Source organism: Streptomyces sp. HUAS 31 (genome assembly GCF_028198125.1).
In the GTDB taxonomy this organism is placed as follows: Bacteria; Actinomycetota; Actinomycetes; order Streptomycetales; family Streptomycetaceae; genus Streptomyces; species Streptomyces chartreusis.
In genome coordinates this window covers 9,487,832-9,513,746 of record NZ_CP116353.1, presented here as the reverse complement: position 1 = coordinate 9,513,746, position 25,915 = coordinate 9,487,832, and the positions used below count along the sequence as shown (strand labels likewise).

The following is a 25,915-nucleotide window of genomic DNA, read 5'->3' as shown; positions in this document are numbered from 1 at the left end:
CCCCGGGACGCACCGCATCCCGCAGAGACATCAGCGCAATGACCGGGCCGGTCAACCCTTCCAAAGCGGCAGCTGCTACGCCGACTCGCGCAGCCGGAGTTCCGCCCTGATCACCAGTTCGTCCCGGCTGAGCGGGCTGTTCATGTTCAGCAGCCGGGCCGTCTGTTCCACCGCGAGCGCGCCGAGCCCGCGCGTATCCAGGGCGACCGTGGACAGCGGCGGCTCGATGAGCGCTCCGAGACGCAGGCCGTCGAAGCCGATCACAGCAAGGTCGTCAGGAACCTGCCGTCCCAGTCGCCTGGCACCTCGCAGCGCTCCGATGGCAATGATGTCGTTGAACGTGAACACCGCGGTCACGTCGGGATGCCGGGCGAGAAGCTCCTTCAGTGCGCCCTCACCGCCCTCGACGCTCTGGTCCGCCCGGCTGACGGATCCGGCGTCCAGTCCGCAGGCGGACATCGCGCTGACGAACCACTCATGGCGGATGCTCGGCTCGGACCGGCCCGCGTGATCGAGCATTCCGATGTACTCGTGGCCCGACTCGACCAGGTGCCGGATCGCGGCGTGGACGCCTCCCTCCCCGTCGATCCGGATGGAGCTGAACCGTTCGGTGCGGTGCTCCCGGTCGATGAGCACCACGGGGAGCCCCCGAGTCAGCTTGTCGATCTCCTCCTCGGGCTGGCTCAGGTACCCCACCACGGCGTCCACTTGGGAGGCGATCACCTCGAGCGTGCCCCGCTCCTCCTCTATGCGGTCCCCGGTGTCGTACACGACGACGTGCCAGCCACGCGCCCGTGCCGCGTCCAACGCGGCCGCGGCCACCTCGGTGAAGAAGGGATTGAGGAGATCGGGGATCACGAGCCCGACACTGATCGCGTCCTGCCGGACGAGCCCCCGGGCGAACCGGCTCGGCCGGTAACCGAGCTCCAGCGCCGCGTCGAGAACGCGCTGCTTCGTGGCAGCGCCGATCTCGCCCTTGTCGTTGAGCGCACGCGACACGGTCTGCCGGGACACGCCGGCGATCCGCGCCACGTCATCGATCGTCACCCTGCGAGAGCCGGTTTCCGACGACGCCATCAATTACCTCCGTGTAGTGGTCGGGACGGCCTCGGTCGCAGGCGCACCGAGTATGCCGGGGCAGGAGCCGCGGTGCGACCCTCGGGCGAGGCGCTCGACCCGGGCGCCCCGTGTGCGAGTCGGGAGCCTTGACACTCGACCGAACCGAAGCGCACACTCCGAATCACTTCACAACACTACAACCGTGAGCGCTCCCGGTACCGCTCTCGTTATCGCTCCCGTGAGCGCTCACGTTACCGCTCACGTTACCGCTCACGGTACTGAGTTCCAACCAGGAGACCTCCGCCTGAGGTGTCAACGTCGACCCCGCCTAGCACCCGCAGCTAGTCGTTCTCTGGAACGGAAAACATGAGCAACACAGTCATGCGCACCCGCCTCGCAGCCGCCGCAGCTCTCAGTCTCACGCTCCTCGCCGGGTGTTCGTCGCCCGCCGACTCGGACACGGCATCCGCAGGCTCCTGCACCCCCGCGAAGGGCAAGGTGACCCTCCAGTACTGGAACACCGTTCCGGGCATGGACAAGGTTGTCGCCCTGTGGAACAAGAACAACCCGGACATCCAGGTTCAGACGAAGAACATATCCAACGACCAGTACGGCACCCTCGGCAACGCACTCAAGGCGGGGAAGGCCCCTGACCTGGCGCAGGTCGGCTACGACCAGCTCCCCAGCCTGCGCACGCAGAACGCCTTCGTGGACGCCTCCGCCTGCTCGGCCGCCGGCGCCGCCAAGTCGAAGTTCGTGCCGTGGACCTGGTCGCAGACCAGCTTCGGCGACACCGGCGTGTTCGCCTTCCCGCAGGACACCGGCCCGATGGCGCTCTATGTGCGCAGTGACCTCTTCAAGAAGTACGGCCTTCCGATCCCCAAGACCTGGGACGAGTACGCGGCCGCCGCGAAGAAGCTGCACAAGGCGGACCCGGACGTCAGCATCACGTTCTTCGACCCCAACAACGCCGAGTGGTTCAACGGTCTTCTCTGGCAGAACAGCGCCAAGATGTACAGCTACTCCGGAGACAAGTGGCACGTCTCCGTCGCCTCGGACCAGAGCAAGCAGGTCACGGAGTACTGGCAGAAGCTGGTCTCCGACAAGCTCGTGCGCACCGATCTGGCCCACGGGTCGACGCAGATGTACGCCGCGTACCAGAAGAACCAGATCGCCAGCTACGTCGGTGCCTCCTGGGGCTACAGCATGTTCCGCGACAACCTGCCCCAGCAGGCGGGCAAGTGGTCGATCGTCCCCATGCCGACCTGGAGCGCGGGTGGCGCGTCCGGTGACTGGGGCGGTTCGACGGTGGCCTTCATGAAGGGCAACAGCCACCTGTACGAGTCCGTCAAGTTCAACACCTGGCTCAACACCGACCCGGAGGCCCTCGCGCTGGAGAACAAGCTGGGCGGCCTCTACCCGGCGGCCAACGCCGGGCTGCGGCTTCCCTCGCTGTCACAAGGCGTCGCCTACTACAACAACGAGAAGATCTTCGACGTCTTCGCGGAGTCGTCCAAGAAGATCGACACCACTTTCGCGTGGGGCCCCACCCAGAAGACCGTGAACCTTGCCCTCCAGGACGCGATGGCCAAGGCCACGGCCGGCGACGGCACGCTCACCGACGCACTCAAGACCGCTCAGGCCGCCGCGTTGAAGTCGATGAAGGACCAGGCGATCCCGGCCACGGCAGGTAAGTGACCGCAGCATGACCGACATCTCAACCCGCGTGCCCCACGTGATGTCGTCGTCCGGGCGCCGCCGCCGAAGCGGCGGCCTCCGGGCGGGCACCGTCGCCGCGTTCGTGACCCCCTTCTTCCTCCCGTTCCTGCTGTTCTACGTGGTGCCCGTCGGCTACGCGCTCTGGCAGAGCTTCCGCGTGGTGCGCCGCACCGGCGGCCAGTACGGCACGTCGTACACGGCCTTCGGTGGACTCGACCAGTACGCGCAGGTGTTCCAGAACACCGAGTTCTGGGCCAGCATCGGCCGCATCGGACTGTTCGGCATCGTGCAGGTGCCCGTGATGCTGTTCGTCGCGCTGGTCATGGCCCTGCTGCTGGACACTCCCCTGCTGCGGATCAAGGCGTTCTTCCGTATCACCGCGTTCATGCCGTACGCCGTGCCCGGTGTCATCGCAGCCATCATGTGGTCGTACCTGTACTCGCCGCAGCTCAGCCCGGTCGTCGACCTGCTGACGAGCGTCGGCTGGCAGCCCGACTTCCTCGGCCCGGGGGCCGTGTTGTGGTCGGCGGCCAACGTCTCCACCTGGCTGTGGACCGGCTACAACATGCTGATCATGTACGCGGCACTACAGGCGATCCCACAGGAGCTCTACGAGGCCGCGAAGATCGACGGTGCGAGCCAATGGACCATCGCCTGGCGCATCAAGGTGCCGATCATCGCCCCGTCGATCGTCCTGACCACCGTCTTCTCAATCATCGGCACCCTTCAGCTCTATGCCGAGCCGGCGGTGCTGCGGCAGATCTCCTCGAACATCTCGAGCACGTTCACCCCGAACATGCTCGCGTACGCGGTGGCCTCCGGGAACAACTACCAGCAGGCCGCGGCGATCTCCGTGGTCATCGCCCTCATCACTTTCGTCTTGAGCTTCGGGTTCATGCGACTGACCTCGAAAAGGGCCGGGCTGTGAGCAACCCATCCGTGACCCGTGAAAGCCGCGTCAGCCGGACCGCCGTAACGGCCCTGATGCTGTTGCTGGCCGTCTACTTCCTGCTGCCGATCTACTTCCTCATCGTCGCGGCGACAAAGCCTCAAGGGGACCTCGCGTCCACCAACGGGCTGGTCTTCTCCCACTTCAACCTGTTCGACAACATCCGCGTCCTGTTCACCCGCAGCGACGGCATCTTCGGCCGGTGGGCCGTCAACACCGTCATCTACGCGGTCCTGGGCGCGGCCGTGGGAACGCTGGTCTCCGCGCTGTGCGGCTACGCGTTGGCCAAGTTCTCCTTCCGTGGCCGCGAGTTCCTGTTCTCCGTCATCCTCGGCGGCGTCCTCGTGCCGACCACCGCACTCGCCCTGCCGCTCTTCCTGCTCTTCTCGGCAACGGGCATCGTCAACACCTACCTCGCGGTGTTCCTGCCGAGCATCGTCAGCCCGTTCGGTGTCTATCTCGCGCGCATCTTCGCGAACGCCGCCGTCCCGCAGGAACTGATCGAGTCGGCGCGCCTGGACGGGGCGGGCGAGTTCCGGACGTTCTTCTCCGTGGCGTTCAGACTGATGACACCGGCCCTGGTCACCATCTTCCTGTTCCAGTTCGTGGCCATCTGGAACAACTTCTTCCTGCCGATGGTGATGCTGCAGAAGGAGTCGCTGTTCCCGATCACGCTCGGCCTGTACCAGTGGAACGGCCAGACCGCCCGAGCCCCTCTCCTGCAGCAGTCCGTGATCACCGGATCGCTGGTGTCGATCGTGCCCGTGATCATCGTGTTCATCCTGCTCCAGCGGTTCTGGCGCACCGGGCTCGCCGCCGGCTCCCTCAAGTGACCGCCGGCCCCGCCCTGCCTGCCCCCCACCCGTCAGCACAGAAGAGTCAGAGGGCCCCTCTCCCCATGCGCAACAACTCCGCCGTCTTCGTGCCCCATTTCCACTGGGACCGCGAGTGGTACGAGCCGTTCCAGGTGTTCCGCCACCGGCTGGTCAACGCTCTCGACACCGTGCTGGAGACGGCCGAAGCCGACCCGGACTTCCGGTTCACCGTCGACGGGCAGATGGCCGCGATCGAGGACTACCTGGAGATGCGGCCGGAGAACCGTGAGCGCCTCGTCGCTCTGGTCCGGGACGGCCGGATCGCCATCGGACCATGGCTCATCCTCCTCGACGAGTTCCTGTGCTCAGGCGAGACGATCGTGCGCAACCTGCAAATGGGCTGGGCAGCCGCGGCGGAACTGGGCGGCGCGATGTCCGTCGGCTATCTCCCGGACATGTTCGGCCACATCGCGCAGATGCCGCAGATCCTGGCGCGTGCCGGGATCGACCATGCGGCGCTGTGGCGGGGTGTCCCCGGTTCCGTCGACGGCCACGCCTTCCGCTGGCGCGCGCCCGACGGCTCGGAAGTGCGCACCGAGTTCCTCTTCGACGGTTACGACAACGGTCTCGACGTCCTGCTGGTGCCCGACCGGATTCGCCACGCCCTCGGCGAGTACGCCGAGATGACCGCCGAACGATGGGGCGGGGATCCGGTGCTGGCCATGGCCGGCACCGACCACAACGCGCCCGACCCGCAGTTGGCGTCCTGGTTGCGGCACGCGTCCAGCACGGAACGCGCCATCACCGTCGCGACGCTCGAGGAGTACATCCGCGAGCAGGTACGCGATGAGGTTTCCGCGGTCGTCACCGGCGAGCTGCGCAGCCATGTGCGCGGCAACATCCTGCCGGGCGTGCTGTCGGTGCGGCTCGGGCTCAAGCAGCGGATGGCCGTGGCCGAGCGCACCATCGACCATGCGGAGCGGATGAACGCGCTGTGGTCCGGTCGCGACGACTCGCCGTTCCTCGCCCTCGCGTGGCACAAGATCATCGAGTCGACCGCGCATGATTCGGTGGTCGGATCGGGCACCGACGAGACCTGCGACCAGGTCGCGGCGCGGCTCGCCGAAGCAGCGCAGGCCGCTCGTGCTGTTCGGGACGCGGCCCTCGCCGAGCCCGCGGCCGAGGTGCCGGGCGACGGCTACCTGGTGGCCAATCCCCTGCCCTGGGAGCGAACTGCTCTGGTCGAGGTTGATGTCAGGGTCCCCACGGAGGATTCCGCGCTGGTCTCGACCGCCCCCGACGGATCGTCACATCCCGTACAGCTGATCTCCCAGGCGCCGACCGTCCTCAGCGACGAACGACTTGATGCCTCGCAGCTCGAGCGGGTGCTGCGCCGTATCCACCGCCGCGAGCTGTTCGGCCGCCTGATCGACCATTACGACCTCACCCCCGGCTCGCTCGTCTTCCACCTCACCGAGGCTCCCACCGGGCCGTTCGACCTACTGATCATGCGCCGCGAGGTCGCCGCGGCGGCAGCCGCGCACCCGGGTGAGTGGCGCGTGCGGACGCTGGTGGAGGCCCGGGCCACCGCACTGGTCCCCGTACACGTCCCCGCCGGCGGACTGACCAGTTTCCGGGTCACGGCCGACGACCGGTCCGCCGTCCCGGCGACACCGCTCGCGCCTGCGACAGCCGGGGACGACATCCTGGCCAACGGGCTGGTCAAGGTCGTGGTCGCCGCCGACGGGACCCTGGAAGTGACCGGGGTGGACGGCACCGTACTGTCCGGGGTCGGCCGCCTCGTCGACGGCGGCGACCGCGGTGACAGCTACAACTACGCTCCCCCGGCCCGGGACGCGCTCGTGTCGGAGCCGATCCGGATCACCGTCCAGGTCATCGAGAGCGGCCCACTGCGGTCCCGGATGCGTGTCACCCGCGTCTACGAGTGGCCCGTCGCGCTCTCCTCCGACCGGGATCAGCGCAGCGGCGGCACCGTCCGGACACCGGTGGACATGCTGGTGGAAGTACGCGCGGGCGAGCCGTTCGTCCGGCTGTCCACCTCGTTCCTGAACCAGAGCGCCGACCACCGGCTGCGCCTGCACGTACCCCTCCCCCAGCCCGTGGCCACGTCCGCGTCCGCCGGGCAGTTCGCCGTCACCGAGCGTGGGCTGACTGCCGAGGGCGGCTGGGGCGAGTTCCCGCTCCCGACGTTCCCGGCCGGCTCCTTCGTCTCGGCCGGCCCCGCCACCGTCCTGCTCGACCACACCGGCGAATACGAACTCGTCGACGGCGGCAGCGCACTGGCCATCACCCTGCTGCGCGCGATCGGCTCGATCAGCGTCAACATCCACCCTCTGCGTGACGAACCCGCGGCAAGCGAAATCCCCGTACCGGGCGCGCAGGATCTCGGCATGCGGATCGAGAACCGCTTCGCCGTGGTGCCCTCAGCAGCAGGCCGGCAGGGGGCGAACGCGGTCGCCCTGGCCGAGGAGTTCCGAAACGACGTACTCGTCACGCGCGGGACCGCATCCAGCTCCAGCCCGCTGCCGCCCAGCGCCGACGGCCTACAGGTCGACGGCCGCGACGTACACGTCACGAGCATCCGCCGCGTCACCGACGACACGCGCGTTGCCGGAACCGAGGTGCGCTTGGCCGCGATGAGCGACACGGCGTCGGCCGTCCGCGTGACCGGTGCGTTCACCGAGGCCACCACGGTGGACCTGCTCGGCAGGCCGATCTCCGAGCCGGTGCCCGCGCCCGGCACGCTCGAACTCGACCTCGGGCCCTGGGAGATCCGAACCGTCGTGCTCAGGTGACCCATGAAAGTCGTGCTCAGGTGACCAAACGAAATCGGCAGCGGCCGCGCCTGATCCCCCACGCTCTCTAGAAAGTTGTGACCTTTTGACTTCCGAGCTTTCCGCGTTGGTTTCGGACATCGCCCCTGGGCGCGGCGCACTGCGCCCGGCCCGCTCGTGGCTGCACTCCGACGCCCCTTCTCTCTCCCTGAACGGGCCCTGGCGCTTTCGTCTGTCACCCACGGCGTCGGTGGCACAGGACTTCGCCGCCGAGGGCTTCGATGACCAGCTGTGGGAGAACATCCCGGTGCCCTCTCACTGGGTGCTCCAGGGTGACGGAGCCTACGGCCGGCCGATCTACACGAATATCCAGTTCCCGTTTCCGATCGACCCTCCCCACGTTCCGGACGAGAACCCCACCGGCGACTACCGCCGCCATTTCCATGTGCCCGCGGAATGGTCGGCGGCCGACCGGATCGTGCTGCGATTCGACGGGGTCGAATCGCTCTTCAAGGTGTGGGTGAACGGCGTGGAGATCGGCAGCGCCAGCGGCAGCCGACTCGCCCACGAATTCGACGTCACCTCCGCCGTCCGCCCGGGCGACAACGTCGTAGCGGTGCGCGTGCACCAGTGGTCGGCGGCCAGCTATGTCGAGGACCAGGACCAGTGGTGGCTCCCCGGCATCTTCCGCGACGTCACCCTCCTGGTCCGGCCGGTCGGGGGCATCGAGGACGTCTGGCTGCGCACCGGATTCGACGAGGGGCAGGGGCGGCTCGACCCCGAGGTCGTCGCCGACTCGACGGCATTTCCCCTCACCCTGCGTATTCCCGAACTCGGCATCGAGCAGGTGTGGAGCTCAGCGGCCGACGTAGAACCCCTCGCTATTGCCGACGTGCAGCCGTGGTCGGCCGAGCAGCCCCGCCTTTATGACGTCACGGTGTCTTCGGCCTCCGAGCGCATCGCGCTTCGGGTGGGCTTCCGCACGGTCGAGATCCGCGGGGATCAGTTCCTGGTCAACGGCCACCGTGTGGTGTTCCACGGGGTGAACCGCCATGAGGCTCATCCCGAGCGCGGCCGTGTCTTCGACGAAGCACACGCCCGCGAGGACCTGGCTCGCATGAAGCGGTTCAACGTGAACGCGATACGCACCAGCCACTACCCGCCGCATCCCCGACTTCTCGACCTCGCCGACGAACTCGGATTCTGGGTCGTCCTCGAATGCGACCTGGAGACGCACGGCTTCGAAAAGGCCGGCTGGGCCGGAAATCCGAGCGACGACCCCGCCTGGCGCGAGGCCCTTCTTGACCGCATGCAGCGAACCGTCGAACGCGACAAGAACCATCCCAGCATCGTGATCTGGTCGCTCGGCAACGAGGCAGGCACGGGCAGCAATCTCGCCGCCATGTCGGCTTGGGTTCACGCCCGCGACGCCGAACGCCCCGTGCACTACGAGGGTGATTACACCGGCGACTACACCGACATCTACTCGCGCATGTACACATCGGTGGCGGAGACCGAGGAGATCGGCACCGAGGGGGCCCGGACCACCCTGTTCAACTGCACCCCGTCCCAGAGCATCCGCCAGCGCACCAAGCCGTTCCTGTTGTGCGAGTACGCGCACGCCATGGGCAACGGGCCGGGCGCCCTCGACGAGTACGAGGCACTCGTGCACCGGCATCCCCGGTTGCACGGCGGCTTCGTATGGGAGTGGCGCGATCACGGCATCACGGCCGCGACCCCGGACGGGACGCCTTACTACGCCTACGGCGGTGACTTCGCGGAGGTCGTCCACGACGGGAACTTCGTCATGGACGGCATGCTGCTGAGCAACGACGTCCCCACACCCAGCCTCCACGAGTACAAGGCGGTCACCCAGCCGATTCGCTTCACCTTCGACGCCGACAAAGTCGCGATCTCCAATCTGCGGCACTCGGCCGACACGTCCGACCTGCGCTTCCGCTGGCGCGTCGAACACGACGGAACAGCGGTGGCTTCCGGTGACTTGGATGTCCCCGTCGTCACAGCGGGCGAGTCAGGACGGGCCGAGCTGCCGCACGTCGCGGTGTCGCCCGACGCCGAGACATGGCTCACGATCGACGCGGTGCTGGCAGCCGCGACCGCCTGGGCGCCCGAGGACCACCTGGTCGCAACGACCCAACTCGACTACTCGGTACGCCGTCCCGTCCCCGCTGTCCGGCCGCGGAAGGACTGGCGACCGGGCGACGGAACCCTGACGCTCGGCATCGCGGAGTTCGTCAGCGGATCCCTGGCCGGGCTCGCCGGCCGCGCCGTGACGGGGCCGCGGCTCGAACTGTTCCGTGCGCCGACCGACAACGACGAAAGCGCCTCCGACGGCGTCGAGGAGAGCGACGCCGTCAGTCCCGGGGTCTCCCATGCCGAGTTGTGGCGGGGCGAGGGACTCGACCGACTGACCAGCCGCCGCCTCTCGGTGTCACACGCCGCGGACGCCCTGCGCACCCTCGACAGGGTTTCCGCAGCGGATTCCGCCGCGTTCGTCATGGTCGAGTCCGTCTGGTCACTCGAAGACGGCGAACTGGAACTGCGCGTGGAGATCGAGCCGTCCAGCGGCTGGCGGTCCGTGTGGCCGCGGATCGGGATCCGCTTCGAACTGCCCGACGGCAACGCCCCCATCGACGGAGCCGAGTGGTTCGGTCTGGGCCCGCTGGAGTCCTACCCCGACAGTCTGCGCGCGGCACGCACGGGCCGGTTCGCCTCCACCATCCAGGACCTCACGGTCGACTACGCCCGTCCCCAGGAGAGCGGACACCGCTCCCAACTGCGCCGGCTGACCCTGTCGAGCGGCGAAGCCGAGGTGCTGCGCCTGGAGGCATTGCCCGACCTGAGCGGGCGCCTCCCGGGCTACACCCTGAACCGCCACACGCCCCAACAGATCGCGAAGGCCCGCCACGCCTTCGAGCTTCCCGAATCGACGACGAGTCACCTGACCATCGACGCGGCCCAGCACGGCCTCGGCTCACGCGCCTGCGGACCCGACGTCCAACCCGAGTTCGCGCTCCGCCCACAGGCACGCACGATCAGGCTCCGGTTCGCAGGCTCCGGTCGGTGATGCCGGCCTCATCAGGCGGTCGTCACCGACAGTCCGTCCGGTGCTGAGACGTTCACCGACCCGTCCGCCGTCAATGTGACGTCCAGCCGGTCGCCGGTGACCTGAAGTCCGTCGAGAGTCAGCGGGCCGTAGTTCCGGGCGAAGGTGGGGGCCACGGTGAGCGTGCCGGCCGGGACGTCGGCGTCCAGGCCCAGGGCCGCCCGGAGAACGAGGACCGAGGATGCGGCCGCCCATGCCTGGGGCCGGCAGGACGCCGGGTAGGGGGCGGGCGCCGTACCCGCGCCGGTGCCGTGGCCGGCGAAGAGTTCGGGAAGGCGGGCATCGAATGCCGCCGACGCCGCCAGCAGTCCGTCCGCCAGGGATGCGGCGGCGTCCGGGAAGCCCGCCCGGACGAGGCCGTGGACGGCGATCGCGGTGTCGTGCGGCCAGATCGAGCCGACGTGGTAGCCGTAGGGGTTGTAGCCCACCGCCTCGCTGCTCAGCGTGCGCAGGCCGTGTCCCGCGTCGAGGTCGGGGCCGGTGAGACGGGCGGCCAGCAACGCGCTTTCCTCCGCGTTGAGCAGCCCGGTGCCGAGCAGGTGACCGAAGCCGGAGGTGACGGAGTCGACCGGCATGCCATCGCCGTCCAGCGCGACCGCCGGGAACGGGCCCTTCTCGTCCCGTACCCAGAAGCGCTCGCGGAAGCGGACGGCCAGCTGGTCCGCCCAGTCCTCCCAGGCGTCCGCGCCCGGCCGCCCGAACGCGCGCAGCAGCGCGGCCCCGGCCCGGGCGGCCTCGTAGGCGTACGCCTGCACCTCGCACAGGGCGATCGGCGCGTGGGCGCGACGGCCGTCGCGGTGGCGGATGGAGTCGTCGGAGTCCTTCCAGCCCTGGTTGGACAGCCCGTGACCGGTCTGGTCGACGTACTTGAGGAAGCCGTCGCCGCCTGCGTCCGCCGCATCGCGCATCCACGCCAGCGCCGCCTCGGCGTGCGGCAGCAGCTCCACCACCTCGGCCGGGGCCAGGCCCCAGCGCCAGGCGTCGTGGAGCAGGGTGATCCACAGCGGGGTGGCGTCCACCGTGCCGTAGTACACCGGCGGGAGGGACAGCCGGTCCGCCAACTGAAGGGTGTCGCGGCGCACCTCGTGGAGGATCTTGCCCGGCTGCTCCTCCGTGGCCGGGTCCGTGACGGCGCCCTGCCGGCGGGCCAGCGTGCGCAGCGTGCCGGCGGCGAGATCGGTACCGAGCGGGAGGAGCATGCGGGCGGCCCAGATGGCGTCGCGGCCGAAGAGGGTGAGGAACCAGGGCGCGCCGGCGGCCAGGAACTGGTCCGGCCGGTCGGGTGCGGGCGACTGGCGGTCCGTCAGCCGCAGTCGGTCCAGGTCGGCGAGGGACTGTTGCAGCCACTGGTCGAGGCGGCGGTCCGCGCTGCGCAGGGCCGGGACGCTCCAGGGCAGTTGGTCCTGGAGGGGCGCCGGGAACTGGTCGCCGTCCGCGTATCCCGCCGTGCAGGTGAGCGTCACGCTCCAGGAGGTGGCGGGCTTGAGGTCGATGTCGTACGACAGCTCGCCCGTCGGCACCTGGATCGCATCCGGCGCGGGCTCGGCGGTCAGGCGTACTTCGAAGTCGTCCGCGGACCAGGAGAGGGCGATGGTCTCGCCCGCCGGGACCTCGGGCGGCGCCTCCTCGACCGCCTGCCCCGACTTGACCTGCTCCATGGTGGCGAGGTCCGTGCCGGAACGCACAGTCAGCCGGAAGCGGACATGCTCACTGCCCGAGTTGGTGACTTCGAGGACCTCCTCCAGGCGGCCGTCGGCCGTGGCGCGGCGGCGGTGCAGGGCGACGGCCGGGTCCGCGGTCACCTCACCGAGCCCGCGCAGGATCGCCTGGAACCCGGCGCGGTCCGCGCCCCGCAGCCCGCCGTGGACCGGCGCCGGCGCGATGCCCTCGGCCGTGACGGTCAGCCGGGACAGCGCCCTTCGGTCACCGTGGTAGAAGCCGTCCGCACCTGCGCTGAGCTGCCCGTCCGCACGCGAGATCACGAGACTGGGCGCGTGCAGCGTGACGACCGCGTCATGCAGGAACGGCTGCAGGCCGCCGGTCGCGGAGGGGGAGGCCGTGACGGAGCCGTTGGTGTCCTGGGGCTTGACAGTGGTGTCCAAGGAAGTAGAACCTCTCAGCGTTGGATCGTTAAAACGACAGTAAGCCAGTCGTCGGAGCGAGCACAACGCATATTGGAACGCTAAAACGAAGTCCGTATCTCTTCTGCAAGTCGGAGAGTCGCATGCCCCGCTCCAGCAGCAGTTCCTCGGCCAAGGGTGGCCCGGTGACCCTTGCGATGGTCGCCCGCCGGGCCGGGGTCTCAGCGCAGACCGTGTCGAACGCGATCAACTCGCCGGACATGCTGCGGCCCGAGACCCTGGAGCGGGTCCGCCGCGTGATCGACGAGATGGGCTACCGGCCCAGCCGCGCGGCGCAGACGCTGCGTACCCGCTCCAGCAAGCTGATCGGGTACGGCATCCAGCCCACTCCGGCCAGTTCACCGGTCCTGGACCGGTTCCTGCACGCCTTGTCGCAGGCCGCCGACGACGCGGGTTACCGGATCCTGCTGTTCGCCTCCCCGCCCGGCGGTCCGACCCTCGCGGGTTACGAGGAGCTTCTCGACCAGCACGAGGTCGACGGCTTCGTCCTCAGCGGCACCGAGCGCGGCGACCCGCGCCAGGCGTGGCTCGCCAAGCGCGGCGTGCCGTTCGTCGGCTTCGGCCGTATGTGGTCGGGACGGCAGATCGGCGACTGGGTCGACGTCGACGGCGCCGCGGGCACGGACGCCGCGGTCGAGCACCTGGTCTCCCTCGGGCATCGCAAGATCGCCTTCCTGGGCTGGGAACGCGGCTCCTCCGGCGCCGGTGACGACCGTGCCGAGGGCTGGCAGCGGGCGATGCACCGGCACGGGCTGGCGACTCGGGGACGACGCGCGCAGAGCGTGAACGACATCGACGCCGCCCGCACGGCCGTGAAACCGCTCCTGGACGCGGGCGCGACCGCCGTGATCGCAGCCAGCGACATGCTGGCGCTCGGCTGCTATCAGACGCTGCGTGAGCGCGGTGCCTCCCCCGGCCTGGACGTCTCCGTCGTCGGCTTCGACGACTCACCGACGGCCGGGATACTTTTCCCCGCGCTGGCCTCCGTCGCACAGCCGCTGGAGGAGGTCGGCCGGCAATGCGTACGGCTGCTCCTGGCGCGGATCGCCACTCGCGACGCGGTGCCGGAGCGCCTGCTGCTGGAGCCGTCGCTGGTCGTGCGCGACAGCGTCCGTGCGCCCGGCGGCGGTGACGCGGCGGAGACCGACTTAGCCAACTAGCGGCTGCCCCAGCCCAGTTGCGGCCGCTTCGGCCAAGCAGCCGCAACCCCTACCGAGCCGGGCCGGGCGGAAGCCGGTGGCTCTCCCCCCGCGCACGGCCTCACCTTCGAGATCTCGAAGGACATCTTCTTTCCTCCTCCCCCACCCCGGATCCGCGCCTGCGCGCCGACCGGTGGAGCCGCACGCCAGACCCCTACCCCTCGGAGGATTTCCATGGTCAACCGTACGGCCGCCGCGGCCCTCGTCACCTGCGCGGCACTGCTGGCCGTCACAGGCTGCTCGTCGGGCTTCGACAGCGGCAAGAAGACAGAGCAGGACTCCGGCACCAAGCAGCATCTGACCGTGCTGATAGCCAGCTCCGGCGACGCGGAGACCAAGGCCGTCAAGGACGCGGCAGCGGCGTACGCGAAGGAGTCCGGGAACACGGTGACCGTGGACGTCGCCAAGGACATCAACCAGCAGCTCGCCCAGTCCTTCGCCGGGCACAAGCCGCCGGACGCCTTCTACGTCAACTCCGACCAGTTCGCCAACTACGCCAAGGGCGGCTCCCTGCACGCCTACGGCGACCAGGTCGAGGACGTCGACGACTTCTCCGAACAGCTGCGCGCCTCCTTCACGTACGACGGGAAGTTGGTGTGCCTGCCCAAGGACACCTCCACTCTCGCCCTCGCGATCAACACGGACCTCTGGAAGGGCGCCGGGCTGACCGCCGAGGACTATCCGACGACCTGGGCCCAGTTGAAGGCGGTCGCCGCGAAACTGACCTCAGGCAAGGTCACCGGGCTGGTCACCAACGGCGAGTACGCGCGGGTCGGCGTCTTCATGAAGGAGGCCGGTGGCTGGATAACCAACGCCGGCCAGACGAAGATGACCGCCGACTCCGCACAGAACGCCGAAGCGCTCGCATACGTGCAGTCCCTGCTCAAGTCCGGCTCCATGAAGTACGCCAACCAGGTCGACGCCAACTGGGGCGGCGAGGCCCTCGGCAAGGGCAAGGCCGCGATGACCATCGAGGGCAACTGGCTCACCGGCGGCATGAAGGCCGACTACCCCGACGTGAAGTACACGGTGGTCCCGCTGCCCGCCGGCCCGTCCGGCAAGGGCACGCTCGCCTTCAGTCAGTGCTGGGGCGTGGCCGAGGACAGCGCCCACCAGGCGGCGGCCGTCGACCTGGTCAAGTACCTCACCACCAGCGCGCAGCAGGTGAAGAACGCCGACGCCTTCGGGGTGATGCCCTCGCGCACCAGCGCGCAGGCCGAATACGCCGAGCAGAATCCTTCCGCCAAGGCGTGGGTCGACGCCAGTGCCTACGCGCAGGGCCCGGTGACCATCGCCGGATTCGACAAGGTCCTCACTCAGTTCAACACCGACCTCGCCGCGCTGAACACCGCCGACCCGAAGAAGATCCTCGCCGACCTCCAGCGCAACGGCGAACAGGCCCTCACGAAGGGCGAATAAGCCGCCATGTCTCCCCGTGACACCAGTCCCACGGTGACCGGCGGCAGCTTCCGGACGGCCGACTCGCCGGGCGCACCTGACGCGCCCGGCGGGCCCGGCCCGGCCGCGGCGCCCCGCACCGGGCCGGCCCCGCGCGTGGGGCGCCGTACCGAAGGAGCCTGGGGCTGGTTGTTCGTCAGCCCCATGGTGATCGTCCTCGGCCTGTTCCTGGTCCTGCCGACGCTGATGGCGCTGTGGGTGAGCCTGCTCCACTGGGACGGCCAGTCCAACCCGTTCAGTGGGCAGGCCGAGTTCGTCGGCCTCGACAACTACCGGGCCCTGATCACCCGGGACGGCCTCGACCGCACCCTCTTCGCGACCTCGCTGCGCAACAACTTCTACTACGTCCTGCTGACCGTGCCGCTGCAGACCGTCCTCGCGCTGGCACTCGCCCTCATCGTCAACCAGCGGATGCTGCGCGGGCGCGGAGCCCTGCGCACCACGTTCTTCTTCCCCTCGGTGACCAGCTCGATCGCGGTCTCCACCATCTTCCTGTTCCTGTTCCAGGGCAGTGGCGCCGTCAACACCCTGCTGTCGTGGATCGGGGTGAAGGGCCCGAACTGGTTCACCGACCCGCGTGGAATCCTCTCCCTCCTGCTCGGCGGGCTGGGCGTCGTCGACCCCGACCGCCCTTCGGGGATCCTGGCCGGTCACTCCTTCATGGGGCTGTCCTGGTTCGAGTGGCTGTCCGGACCGTCCGTCGCCATGTGCACCATCATCGTGCTCAGCGTGTGGACGACCTCCGGCACCTTCATGCTGATCTTCCTCGCCGCTCTCCAGGGCATCCCCCGGGAACTGGAGGAATCAGCCGCCATCGAGGGCGCCAACCGCTCCCAGACGCTGCGCCACGTGACACTGCCCGCCCTGCGCCCCGTCCTCTTCCTGGTGCTCACCCTCGGCCTGATCGGCACATGGCAGGTCTTCGACCAGGTGTACGTCATGAGCCAGGGCGCCCCCGGCAACACCACCCTCACCCCCGCCTTCCTGTCCTACTCGACCGCGTTCGGCGACGCCGACTTCGGGCAGGGCGCGGCCATCGCCTTCCTGCTGCTCGCACTGATCCTCACCATGACCGGCCTGCAGCGATACGCACTGCGCGAGCGCACCGCCCGCCCCGGGAGGAAGCAATGACCTCCAAGTCCATGACCGCCAGGTCCGTGCCGTCCGTACGGTCGCGGCGACCGGCCGTACTCGGCCGATTCCCGGTGCCGCTGCGGATCCTCGGATACACCGGGGTGGTCGCGGTCGGGCTGCTGTACCTGATGCCCTTCGTGATCCAGCTGGTGACCGGCTTCAAGACCGACCCCGACGCCGCCGCACACCCCCTCGGCCCGATCCCCACCACCCCCACCACCGCCGCCTACCAGCGCCTGTTCGGACTGAGCCAGGCCGGCGACGGGGTGCCCTTCCTACGCTGGCTGGGCAACTCGGCCTTCATCGCCGTCGTCGTCACCGCCGGACGGGTGCTGTTCGACTCGATGGCCGGCTACGCCCTGGCGCGGCTGCGCTTCCCCGGCCGTGCCCTGCTGTTCGGCTTCATCCTCGCCGTGATGGCGGTACCGGGCATCGCCCTGCTGATCCCGCGCTTCCTGGTCCTCAACACCTTCGGCATCTTCGACACCTACACCGGCATGATCCTGCCGCTGCTGGTGGACGCGGCGGGCATCTTCATCATGAAGCAGTTCTTCGAGTCGATCCCCCGCGAGGTGGAGGAGGCCGCACGCGTCGACGGCGCCGGCGTCTTCCGCACCTTCTGGTCGGTGGTCCTGCCGATGGCCCGCCCCGCCGTGATCACTCTCACGATCCTCTCCTTCCAGGGCTCGTGGAACGAGTTCACCCACTTCCTCGTGGCCACCCAGTCCAGCCAGTACGAAACCCTCACCACCGGCCTCGCCCGGCTCGTGTCCGGAGGCCTCGGCGGCGGCACCCAGTACCCACTGAAACTCGCGGCCGCTCTGCTCTCCACCCTGCCCGTGGCAGTCCTCTTCTTCTGCTTCCAGCGGTACTTCGTGCAGGACGCCAACGCCGGAGCCGTCAAGGAGTAACAACTGAGCGACCCGCACAGGGAGCGAGACAACCGCATGGCCGAAGCCCGTGGGCTGGTCGTTGCGGCTTCGAGCACCGGGCTGAGCTGCTGGAGGTCACGGCTTGAGGAGAGCCTTGATCGCCCGGCGCTCGTCCATGGCCTTGTAGCCCTCGGCCACTTGGTCCAGGGGCAGGGTCAGGTCGAAGACCTTGCCGGGGTCGATGCCTCCGGTCAGGACGCGGCCGATCAAGTCGGGCAGGTAGCGGCGCACCGGTGCGGGGCCGCCGCGCAGCCCGACGTGGGAGAAGAAGAGCTCCTGTCCGTCGACTGCGACCTCGTGCGGCACGCCCACGAAGCCGACGTTTCCGCCGGGCCTCGCCGAGTGCAGTGCCTGCCGCATGGCCTGCGCGGTGCCGACGCACTCCAGGACGCTGTCGGCGCCGATGCCGCCGGTGAGGTCCTTGATCCGGGCGACGCCCTCGTCGCCGCGCTCGGTGACGATGTCGGTGGCGCCGAACTCCAGGGCGAGGTTCTGCCGGGACTCGTGGCGCGACATGGCGATGATCCGCTCCGCGCCCAGTTCCTTGGCCGCGAGCACCGCGCACAGGCCGACCGCGCCGTCGCCGACGACGACGGCGGTGGAGCCGGGCTTGACCTCGGCGGCGTCCGCGGCCCACCAGCCGGTGCCCATCACGTCGGAGACCGCCAGCAGCCCGGGCCAGAACTGCTCGTCCGGAACCTCGTCGGTGGCGACGAGCGTGCCCTGGGCGTTCGGGATGCGCACGTACTCGGCCTGGCAGGTACTCATGAACTCACGGTTCAGACAGCTGGACTGGAAGCCGTTGCGGCAGTTCGCGCAGGTGTTGTCGGAGGTCGCGAAGGATCCGACGACGAACTGGCCCGGCCGGACCGCGGTGACCTCGGATCCGACCTCCTCCACGAAGCCGACGTACTCGTGCCCCATGGGGTGGGCGTGCTCGATCGGCTCCGCGCCGCGGTACGGCCACAGGTCCGAGCCGCACACGCAGGTCACGGCCGTCCGGATGACCGCGTCGGTCGGCTTGAGGATCTTCGTGTCATCCACGGTCTCGAAGCGCACGTCGCCTGGGGCGTGGATCACTGCTCCGCGCATGAAAGGGTTCCTTACGTACTGTGGCGGCCGGTGCACGGATCGTCGTGCCGGCAGCCACCGAATGGCATAGCGGACTCGGTGTCTGCGACGCGAGGCGCGCCGCGGTACCCGCCCGAGCGCCCTGTCCGCCCTCCGGAGCGGACGCCGAGCGCCACGTCATCCAGGAAACCGCCATGCCGCGTGGTCAGCGAGTCACCGGTGAGAGGTGTACCGGCAGTACATCGCTCCGCCCGCCTGCGGGCCGTACCGTCGAGGTATGGACAACCGTGATGAGGTCCGCGAGTTCCTGACCTCGCGTCGCGCCAGGATCAGCCCCGAGCGGGCCGGGCTTCCCGCGGGCTCGCGCCGCCGTGTACCGGGCCTGCGACGCAGCGAGGTCGCGGCCCTGGCCGACATGAGCGTCGAGTACTACGCCAAACTCGAACGCGGCAATCTCGCCGGTGTCTCCCCCGCCGTCCTGGAGGCCGTTGCCCGGGTGCTGCAGCTGGATGACGCCGAACGCGCCCATCTGCTGAATCTGGCGCAGGCGGCCGACGGCTCCGACGCCCTCACCCGCCCGAGGCTGCGGCGCGCCAGGGGCCAGTGGAAGGCCCATCGCAGCCTGCAGTGGACTCTGGACGCCATCACCGCGGGACCGGCCTTCGTGCGCAACGGCCGCTTGGACATCCTCGCGACGAACCAGCTCGCCCGCGCCTTCTACCGCGACATCTGCGCGACCCCCGGCAACCAGGCGAATCTCGCTCGGTTCCAGTTCCTCGACCCCGCCTCCCGGCGCTTCTACCCCGACTGGGACCGGTTCGCCGACGTGGCCGTCGCCATCCTGCGTACCGAAGCGGGCCGCAACCCGTACGACAAGGACCTCCATGACCTGGTCGGTGAACTGTCCACCCGCAGCGAGGAGTTCCGCACCAGGTGGGGCGCCCACAACGTCCGCCACCACGGAACGGGAACGAAGCGCTTCCACCACGAGATCGTCGGGGAGATCACCCTCGCCTTCGAGGGCCTGGAGCTGGCGGCCGAGCCCGGCCTGACCCTGACCATCTACGCCGCCGAGCCCGGCTCGGCGTCCGAAGAGGGCCTGCGCCTGCTCGCGTCCTGGGCGGCAACGCATGAGGTCCCGACGCCGGCGCAGCGATCCGCGACGAGCTGAAGAGAGCGGTGTGATCGTGAGTCGGATCCTGGTGACAGGCTCTGCGGACGGGCTTGGGCGGGCCGCGGCGGACGAACTGCTGTCCGCCAGCCATGACGTCGTGGTGCACGCCCGCAACGAGGAGCGCGCGGCCGCGGTCCGGGAGCTGGTCGACCGCGGGGCCGACATCGTCCTGGGCGATTTCACGGACCGTGACTCGGTGCGGCGCATCGCCACCGAACTGGGCGATGCGGCACCCCTGGACGCCGTGATCCACAACGCGGGGGTGTGGAGCGGGCCCGCGGTCATGCCGGTCAACATCATCGCCCCGTACCTGCTCACGTCCCTGCTGCACGGACCGCGCCGACTGGTCTACCTGAGCAGCGGCTCGCACTACCAGGGGCGGCCCCTCCTCGACGGCACCGACTGGCGGGGACACATGCCCGGCTCGTACGCCGACAGCAAGCTGTTCGTCACGACGCTCGCGGCCGCGGTGGCGCGCCTGCGACCCGGAACGGTGAGCAACGCCGTGGACCCCGGCTGGGTGCCCACCAGGATGGGCGGCCCCGGCGCGCCGGACGATCTGGAACTCGGTCACCGGACACAGACATGGCTCGCCACGAGCGATGCCGTGCGGGCATTGAGCAGCGGCGGCTACTGGTACCACCAACAGCGTCAACAGCCACACGCCGCCGTGTACGACAAGGACTTCCAGGACCGCCTCCTGCACACACTGGGCGAAGAGACGGGCGTCCCCTTCACCCCGCGGTAGCTTCACGGCCACGCCGCCGCACGAGTCCCTGAGGACCCGAGCGACGGCGCTGTGCTGCCGATGTGTCAGAGGGTCAGGGCGTCAGCGTCCAGCGGGCGATGTAGCCCACGTCGATGTTCGCCCGGTCCTGCACGCGCAGCTTCCACGTGCCGTTGAGGGGCTGTGCGGAGGCGTCGATCGTGAAGGTCTGGTCGACGTTGTCGGCGGAGCCGCCGCTGCGGTTGAGGAGGGAGTAGGCGGTGCCGTTCGGGCCGACGAGGTCGACGGTCAGGTCACCGCGGTAGGTGTGGACGATGTTGACGTACACCGAGGTGGTCGCCGAGGCGTTGCCGTCGCGGCCGGTGATGGTCACCGGGGACTCGACGGCGGCCCCGTTGTCGGGGATGTCCACCCGGGTGGAGTTGGCGTAGACGTAGGCGATCTGCCAGCTGAAGGTGTCCGAGACGGTCGCCCCGGTGCTGTCGGTCACCTTGATGGTGACGTCGCTGGTGCCCAGGGTGGTCGGGGTGCCGCTGATCAGGCCGCTCTGGCTGATGCTCAGGCCTTCGGGCAGTCCGGTGGCCTCGTAGGTGAGGGAGGCTCCGGTGTTGGTGGTGTAGGCGTCGAGCTGGAGGCTGACCTCCTGGTTGACGCCGCTGATCTGGTCGGCGACCGGGGCGAGGTTGACGCCGAGAGCGATGCGGTTGCCGACGTTGATCGCGGCCCAGGAGTCGGCGACGGCGAGGTAGGTCGGGCTGTAGGCGCCGAACAGGTCCGCGGCCGCCGACAGGGTGGCGGTGCGGGCACCCGCGTAGTTGGTCGTGGAGGTCATGTACGTCGTCAGCGCGCGGTACCAGATCGCGGCGGCGTTCTGGATGCCGATGCCGGTGACGGACTGACCGTCGTACGTCGGGCTGTCGTAGGACACTCCGTTGACGGTCTTGGCGCCGCTGCCCTCGGAGAGCAGGTAGAAGAAGTGGTTCGCGGGGCCCGAGGAGTAGTGGACGTCGATGCTGCCCAGGGTGGAGCTCCAGTTGTCCCTGGAAGCACCGTCCTTGGAGGGCTTGTCCATGTAGCGCAGCGGGGTGCCGTTGCCGTTGATGTCGATCTTCTCGCCGACGAGGTAGTCCGCGGGGTCGGCGGGCAGGTCCTCGTAGAACTCGACGGCGGCGGCGAAGATGTCGGAGGTGGCCTCGTTGAGCCCGCCGGACTCACCGGAGTACACCAGGCCCGCGGTGGCGGCGGTGACGCCGTGGCTCATCTCGTGCGCGGCCACGTCGAGCGCGGTCAGCGGGTGGGTGTTGCCCGAGCCGTCGCCGTACGTCATGCAGAAGCAGGAGTCCTGCCAGAAGGCGTTGACGTAGTTGCTGCCGTAGTGGGCGCGGCTGTAGGCGGCGACACCGTCGTTGCGGATGCCGTTACGGCCGTGGGTCTCCTTGTAGTAGTCCCAGGTGGCCGCAGCGCCGAAGGCGACGTCGACGCCGGCGGTCTGACGGTTGGACGGCAGGCCGTCGCCCCAGACATCGTTGTCGTCCGTGAACAGGGTCCCGGTGCCCGAGGTGCCCTGGTTGAGGTCGTACGTCTTCTGCCCGGCGCGGTCGGGGTCGACGAGCTGGTACGTCGATCCGGACAGGGTGGTGCCGAGCGGGACCTCGCCGGCGTACTGGCCCGTGCCGGAGCCGGTGTGCACCTTCTCGGCGGCCAGGAGCTGCTTGCCGGTCGCGGCGTCGGTGACGACCTGGAGCTCGCTGGGCGTGCCGTCCTCCTGCGTGCCCTCGACGACGGTCTCCCAGGCCAGTACTGGCTTGCCGGAACCGGCCCACACCACGAGCCGCGGCGCCCGCTCCGTCTCGGAACCCTTGACCTCGGCCTTCTTCGACACATCGAGTGCCTTGTCGGCGGCCCCGGCAGCCGTGATCTTCGGGCTGAGGGTGGCCGGCGCGAGGTCGGCCTTGTTCGCCTTGGTGACGGTCGTACGGCCGCTCTTGTCGTGGACGACGAGGTCGCCGCCGAGGACGGGCAACCCGGAGTAGGTGCGCTCGTAGCGGGTGTGCGTGGTGCCGTCGGCGTCCTTGATGACGTCCTTGACGACCAGCTTCTCCTTGCCGCCGAGGCCGATCCGCTCCGCCGTGCCGGCCGCCTTGGACTGGGCGGTCTTGATCAGGGCGGTACGGCGGGCGGGCGTCAGGGACGTCTGGTCTGCGCCGGCCCGAGGTGTGGCGGTGATCTTCGCGGGGCCGCCCGGGTCGGCCGGAGCCGCGGTGGCGAGATTGGGGGCGGCCAGGGCCAGCAGCGCCCCGACCGCGGTGAGGGCGACGGCGGAGGCGCGTCTGCGCCGGATGAGCGTGCGGTGTGGCAGGGACAACGGATTCTCCTTCAGTACGGCGGTCGGCCCGTGGTGGGGACCGTGGACGAGATGGAGCGGCGGGGTACGCCGGTCCGTAGCGCTGCACGGCATGCGGGTGGAAGGAGGTGGGGGGTGGAGGGAACGTGGCTCACCATGTGGTGAACACGTCAAGGAACGGTGAACTTCCGCAGAAGAGTGGCACCGAGTGCAGCTGGTTGTCATGGGAATGCCAAGGCGACGGCTCAAATTGACCATGCAAGTCAGGCAAATTGGCACGGACGGCGGAGATTTTCGGCCTCAGCCGGACAGGGCGAGTGGGCCGTCGCCGGCACTGATCCGTGAGTCCGAACTGGTCCTCCCTGCACGGCACTTGAGCCTCGCCCACTCCCCGACGCGCTCGTTCCGACGCGGAACCGTTTCACCGGGCGCTCGTGTCCTCCAACTCGGAAGGTGGTTCCAGTCCGCGGAGCCACCTGTGAAGGGGGATGGCCATGGGGCAAGTAGGCGAGGGGGCACGGTTAGGGGCTTGGGCCGTCGTCGGGGTCATCGGCCTGGCGGTGTTGTACGTGATCGGGGCGTTCGCCTTCGGCGGTGCGGGGTGGATCACGGCCCCGTTCCGTGGTGAGGCGGAGAAGCGCGAGAACACGGTCGGGTCGGGCGAGTTCCGTCAGACGACCTACGAGCAGTTCTTCGATCTGTGCGAGGCCGCGCAGAACGCCGAGGGGACGATCCAGGCGCTCCAGGAGGAGCGGAAGAGCGCCACGGAGACTCGAAAGACACAGATCGACCAGTCGATCACCGCGCTGAAGGCCACGCGGATCGAGTCGGTCAACGAGTACAACTCGAAGGCGCGCCAGGAGCACCGCGCGCCCTTCCGTGACAAGGATCTGCCGTATCGGCTGGATACCGATGCCGAGCGCACGACGTGCACCAACTGATCCCCATCTCACCCCGGGAAGAGGGCAGCACCGCATGAAGAAGTTCGCACGCATGGCCCTGGCCACCGTCGTCGCGCTCGTCGTGGGCCTGGCCCTCGCGTCCTGCACCGACTCCAGCCAGGACAAGGAGAACCAGGCCAAGCAGGAGAACTACGACCACCTGGTGGCCCAGCAGCCGGCGGGCCGCATGGAGTACTCGCCGACCCGCGAAGCGATCAACCAGTGGATCAAGACGTGGGGGAAGCGGGGCAAACTCTCGTACGTCTACATCCAGAACGCCAATGGCGAGTACGGGTACTTCATCATGAAGGGCCTGCCGGTGCCGCGCTGCAAGATGCTCACTCCCACGGAGAAGGTGGAGTCCACCAACAACGGCGTCGCGGTCCTCGCGCAGCCCGGCATGGACGGCACGTACACATCGGGTTCCACCTGCAACGCCTACTACGGGTTCGACGCCACGACGGGTGCGTACATGGAGTTCACCGTCGGCACGAACCAGTCGTTCTTCCTGTTCGACAAGCCGATGACGATGCCGGAGTACGCCAGCGCGAGGCAGTTGGGGCCGACGTCGGTGAAGGACGTCGAGAAGCAGCATTGAGCGGACTGTCTCAGTCGCGCCGACTCAGCGTCTCAGGACGGTCGCCCCCTTCCGGAAAGTGGAGTAGCCGTTCAAGAAATTCTGCTCCTGCGGAGGGAGCGTGGAGATAGCCTCGGCGCTGCCATCGTCCGAAGGGGAGGCGCAGGACTATGCAAGGGCACGACTGGGTCGCACGCGCGGGAGAGTTGTTCGAAGCGGCAATGTTCGGCGGGGACGCCTCCGCGCTGGACCAGTCCGATGCCGTGCTGGACGCGGTCGAGGCGCCGCTTTCCATGTCCCGGGGCAAGGTACTGCATGTCCGTTTCCTGAACGACCGCGAGGAGAACAGCCAGGAACTGGTTCTGTTCGAGCGCGCGGCCGAGTTGTACAAGCGATTGGGGGACGCGTCGGGTGAGGCGGACGCGTTGTTCTGGATCGGCTGCTGGCACCAGGTGGTCAAGGGTGACGGAGTCACCGGCGAACCGTACTTCGAGCGGTCGTACGCTCTGGCGAAATCCGTGGACGACCGGATGACGATGTCCTATGCCATTCGGCATCTTGGCTTCGGGGACAAGGATGCGGGCCACTTCGATCGGGCCCGCGAGCGATTGACCGAATCGGTGACGCTGCGCCGGGAGATCGGCTTCAGGCCCGGAGAAGCAGCGGGCCTGGTGGCACTGGCCTACCTCGCGGCCGAAACCGGCGACCCGTCGACGGCGTTGCGGCACCTCGACGAGGCGCAGTCGGTCGCCGAGAACTGCGGCGCCAAGGCCGTGTCGGGGTGGATCGAGCAGGCCCGGACACTCATGCGAACCTAGGCGCCGGCCGGGGAGCACTGGTCCTCAGCCATTCGATGAGGCTTGCCACCAGCAAGGTGGCCTCCTGGTCGCGGACGTCGAGTTCGCCGTATGCGGGACCACGGGCCACATTCAAATGCCGCCCGAATGGAGCGAATTCGGGCGAAGGGGGGACTCTCTCGGCTCTTTGAGGCCACTCTGGAGAGGTGATCGAGACGAGCCGCAGGGACCGCGCCTCCGCCATCAGCCTGTCCAAGGTGCAGGAGCGAGCCCCCGACCTGGTCAGCCTCTACAAGACGGCGGGGACCAGCATCCGCAATCACGGGCTGGAAGGGGTGCGGGCCGCGGTGTACCTCGTACTGGACCGTTCTGGCTCCATGCGGCCCTACTACGCGAACGGCACGATGCAGCACCTCGCGGAGCAGGTATTGACGCTGTCCGCCCACCTCGACGACGACGGCACCGTCCCTGTGGTCTTCTTCTCCACCGACGTCGACGGCACCACCGACCTCAACCTCGGCGGACACCGGGGCCGCATCAACAAACTGCACGAGAACCTCGGGCACATGGGGCGCACGAACTACCACTGGGCGATGGACGAGGTCATCGACCACTACCTCGACTCCGCGAGCGAGGCGCCCGCGCTGGTGATCTTCCAGACGGACGGAGGGCCCACCAGCAGGCCCGCCGCCGAGCGCTATCTGTGCAAGGCCGCCCGCCTGCCTTTGTTCTGGCAGTTCATCGGCTTCGGCGATCCCGCCGACAACGAATTCGCGTTCCTGCGCAGGCTCGACACCCTCGCCGTACCCGAGCGCCGCGTCGTCGACAACGCCGGCTTCTTCCACGCCGGGCGCACACCACGGGCCGTCAGCGACGACCTCCTCTTCGACCGGCTGCTCGGGGAGTTCCCGGAATGGCTCGCCGCCGCGCGCGGCGCAGGTCTGGTGTAGCAACGC

Annotated in this window: 19 protein-coding genes; 15 read left to right on the top strand and 4 right to left on the bottom strand. The window is 68.9% G+C overall.

The features are described from left to right. Positions 1–75 precede the first annotated feature (75 nt). Complete coding sequence (locus tag PGH47_RS41290) at positions 76–1,077, bottom strand: LacI family DNA-binding transcriptional regulator (protein WP_271667764.1); 1,002 nt, start codon at positions 1,075–1,077, stop codon at positions 76–78. A gap of 348 nt (positions 1,078–1,425) precedes the next feature. On the opposite strand from PGH47_RS41290, the gene PGH47_RS41285 reads away from it, so the two are divergent. From PGH47_RS41285 to PGH47_RS41265, 5 genes are all read left to right on the top strand, one after another. Then, a complete protein-coding gene (locus PGH47_RS41285; protein WP_271667763.1) occupies positions 1,426–2,757 on the top strand; it encodes an ABC transporter substrate-binding protein in 1,332 nt (443 codons plus the stop codon). A 7-nt stretch (positions 2,758–2,764) separates the two neighbouring features. Then, complete coding sequence (locus tag PGH47_RS41280) at positions 2,765–3,706, top strand: carbohydrate ABC transporter permease (RefSeq protein WP_271667762.1); 942 nt, start codon at positions 2,765–2,767, stop codon at positions 3,704–3,706. A gap of 56 nt (positions 3,707–3,762) precedes the next feature. Further along, positions 3,763–4,560 (top strand): carbohydrate ABC transporter permease, encoded by a 798-nt coding sequence (locus tag PGH47_RS41275; RefSeq protein WP_271668281.1) that lies wholly within the window; start codon positions 3,763–3,765, stop codon positions 4,558–4,560. Between the two features lie 65 nt (positions 4,561–4,625). After that, positions 4,626–7,358, top strand: coding sequence for an alpha-mannosidase (locus PGH47_RS41270; RefSeq protein ID WP_271667761.1), 2,733 nt, complete (start codon positions 4,626–4,628; stop codon positions 7,356–7,358). A gap of 85 nt (positions 7,359–7,443) precedes the next feature. Next, positions 7,444–10,425, top strand: coding sequence for a glycoside hydrolase family 2 TIM barrel-domain containing protein (locus PGH47_RS41265; RefSeq protein WP_271667760.1), 2,982 nt, complete (start codon positions 7,444–7,446; stop codon positions 10,423–10,425). An 11-nt stretch (positions 10,426–10,436) separates the two neighbouring features. Here the strand turns inward: PGH47_RS41265 and PGH47_RS41260 are convergent, their stop codons facing one another. Further along, positions 10,437–12,566, bottom strand: coding sequence for an amylo-alpha-1,6-glucosidase (locus tag PGH47_RS41260; RefSeq protein WP_271667759.1), 2,130 nt, complete (start codon positions 12,564–12,566; stop codon positions 10,437–10,439). A gap of 122 nt (positions 12,567–12,688) precedes the next feature. On the opposite strand from PGH47_RS41260, the gene PGH47_RS41255 reads away from it, so the two are divergent. The 4 genes from PGH47_RS41255 (at position 12,689) to PGH47_RS41240 (ending at position 17,307) form a co-directional block, all read left to right on the top strand. Further along, complete coding sequence (locus PGH47_RS41255) at positions 12,689–13,765, top strand: LacI family DNA-binding transcriptional regulator (protein WP_271667758.1); 1,077 nt, start codon at positions 12,689–12,691, stop codon at positions 13,763–13,765. Between the two features lie 213 nt (positions 13,766–13,978). Continuing rightward, positions 13,979–15,223, top strand: coding sequence for a sugar ABC transporter substrate-binding protein (locus PGH47_RS41250; RefSeq protein ID WP_271667757.1), 1,245 nt, complete (start codon positions 13,979–13,981; stop codon positions 15,221–15,223). A 6-nt stretch (positions 15,224–15,229) separates the two neighbouring features. After that, positions 15,230–16,393: a carbohydrate ABC transporter permease gene (locus PGH47_RS41245; protein WP_271667756.1), complete on the top strand. Its 1,164-nt coding sequence runs from the start codon at positions 15,230–15,232 to the stop codon at positions 16,391–16,393. Continuing rightward, on the top strand, positions 16,390–17,307 hold the full coding sequence (locus tag PGH47_RS41240; RefSeq protein WP_271667755.1) for a carbohydrate ABC transporter permease: 918 nt from the start codon (positions 16,390–16,392) through the stop codon (positions 17,305–17,307). The genes PGH47_RS41245 and PGH47_RS41240 overlap by 4 nt, the downstream gene beginning before the upstream one ends. A 96-nt stretch (positions 17,308–17,403) precedes the next feature. Here PGH47_RS41240 and PGH47_RS41235 read toward each other — a convergent pair whose 3' ends face one another. After that, complete coding sequence (locus PGH47_RS41235) at positions 17,404–18,420, bottom strand: zinc-dependent alcohol dehydrogenase family protein (protein ID WP_271667754.1); 1,017 nt, start codon at positions 18,418–18,420, stop codon at positions 17,404–17,406. A gap of 256 nt (positions 18,421–18,676) precedes the next feature. Here PGH47_RS41235 and PGH47_RS41230 point away from each other — a divergent pair, with 256 nt between their 5' ends. Both PGH47_RS41230 and PGH47_RS41225 read left to right on the top strand, forming a co-directional pair. Then, positions 18,677–19,570: a helix-turn-helix transcriptional regulator gene (locus tag PGH47_RS41230; protein ID WP_271667753.1), complete on the top strand. Its 894-nt coding sequence runs from the start codon at positions 18,677–18,679 to the stop codon at positions 19,568–19,570. A 31-nt stretch (positions 19,571–19,601) separates the two neighbouring features. Further along, on the top strand, positions 19,602–20,321 hold the full coding sequence (locus PGH47_RS41225; protein ID WP_333938194.1) for an SDR family NAD(P)-dependent oxidoreductase: 720 nt from the start codon (positions 19,602–19,604) through the stop codon (positions 20,319–20,321). Positions 20,322–20,394: 73 nt separating this feature from the next. On the opposite strand, the gene PGH47_RS41220 is transcribed toward PGH47_RS41225, so the two are convergent. After that, positions 20,395–22,665, bottom strand: a complete 2,271-nt coding sequence (locus tag PGH47_RS41220) for a M4 family metallopeptidase (protein ID WP_271667751.1) — start codon at positions 22,663–22,665, stop codon at positions 20,395–20,397. A 473-nt stretch (positions 22,666–23,138) separates the two neighbouring features. On the opposite strand from PGH47_RS41220, the gene PGH47_RS41215 reads away from it, so the two are divergent. From PGH47_RS41215 to PGH47_RS41200, 4 genes are all read left to right on the top strand, one after another. Beyond that, positions 23,139–23,585 (top strand): hypothetical protein, encoded by a 447-nt coding sequence (locus PGH47_RS41215; RefSeq protein ID WP_333938193.1) that lies wholly within the window; start codon positions 23,139–23,141, stop codon positions 23,583–23,585. Positions 23,586–23,619: 34 nt separating this feature from the next. Further along, positions 23,620–24,183 carry a hypothetical protein gene (locus PGH47_RS41210; RefSeq protein WP_271667749.1) on the top strand — a complete coding sequence of 188 codons (564 nt, stop codon included), beginning with the start codon at positions 23,620–23,622 and terminating at the stop codon, positions 24,181–24,183. 149 nt (positions 24,184–24,332) lie between these two features. Continuing rightward, positions 24,333–24,980 carry a tetratricopeptide repeat protein gene (locus tag PGH47_RS41205; protein ID WP_271667748.1) on the top strand — a complete coding sequence of 216 codons (648 nt, stop codon included), beginning with the start codon at positions 24,333–24,335 and terminating at the stop codon, positions 24,978–24,980. Between the two features lie 185 nt (positions 24,981–25,165). Continuing rightward, entirely contained in the window at positions 25,166–25,909 is a 744-nt protein-coding gene (locus PGH47_RS41200) for a vWA domain-containing protein (RefSeq protein WP_271667747.1), read from the top strand. Positions 25,910–25,915 lie beyond the last annotated feature (6 nt).

Coding starts and splice junctions, on each gene's coding strand:
- PGH47_RS41240 (WP_271667755.1), top strand. CDS start 16,390: ATGACCTCCAAGTCCATGACCGCCAGGTCCGTGCCGTCCGTACGGTCG.
- PGH47_RS41250 (WP_271667757.1), top strand. CDS start 13,979: ATGGTCAACCGTACGGCCGCCGCGGCCCTCGTCACCTGCGCGGCACTG.
- PGH47_RS41230 (WP_271667753.1), top strand. CDS start 18,677: ATGGACAACCGTGATGAGGTCCGCGAGTTCCTGACCTCGCGTCGCGCC.
- PGH47_RS41270 (WP_271667761.1), top strand. CDS start 4,626: ATGCGCAACAACTCCGCCGTCTTCGTGCCCCATTTCCACTGGGACCGC.
- PGH47_RS41280 (WP_271667762.1), top strand. CDS start 2,765: ATGACCGACATCTCAACCCGCGTGCCCCACGTGATGTCGTCGTCCGGG.
- PGH47_RS41285 (WP_271667763.1), top strand. CDS start 1,426: ATGAGCAACACAGTCATGCGCACCCGCCTCGCAGCCGCCGCAGCTCTC.
- PGH47_RS41210 (WP_271667749.1), top strand. CDS start 23,620: ATGAAGAAGTTCGCACGCATGGCCCTGGCCACCGTCGTCGCGCTCGTC.
- PGH47_RS41255 (WP_271667758.1), top strand. CDS start 12,689: ATGCCCCGCTCCAGCAGCAGTTCCTCGGCCAAGGGTGGCCCGGTGACC.
- PGH47_RS41215 (WP_333938193.1), top strand. CDS start 23,139: ATGGGGCAAGTAGGCGAGGGGGCACGGTTAGGGGCTTGGGCCGTCGTC.
- PGH47_RS41245 (WP_271667756.1), top strand. CDS start 15,230: ATGTCTCCCCGTGACACCAGTCCCACGGTGACCGGCGGCAGCTTCCGG.
- PGH47_RS41275 (WP_271668281.1), top strand. CDS start 3,763: ATGCTGTTGCTGGCCGTCTACTTCCTGCTGCCGATCTACTTCCTCATC.
- PGH47_RS41290 (WP_271667764.1), bottom strand. CDS start 1,077: ATGGCGTCGTCGGAAACCGGCTCTCGCAGGGTGACGATCGATGACGTG.
- PGH47_RS41205 (WP_271667748.1), top strand. CDS start 24,333: ATGCAAGGGCACGACTGGGTCGCACGCGCGGGAGAGTTGTTCGAAGCG.
- PGH47_RS41235 (WP_271667754.1), bottom strand. CDS start 18,420: ATGCGCGGAGCAGTGATCCACGCCCCAGGCGACGTGCGCTTCGAGACC.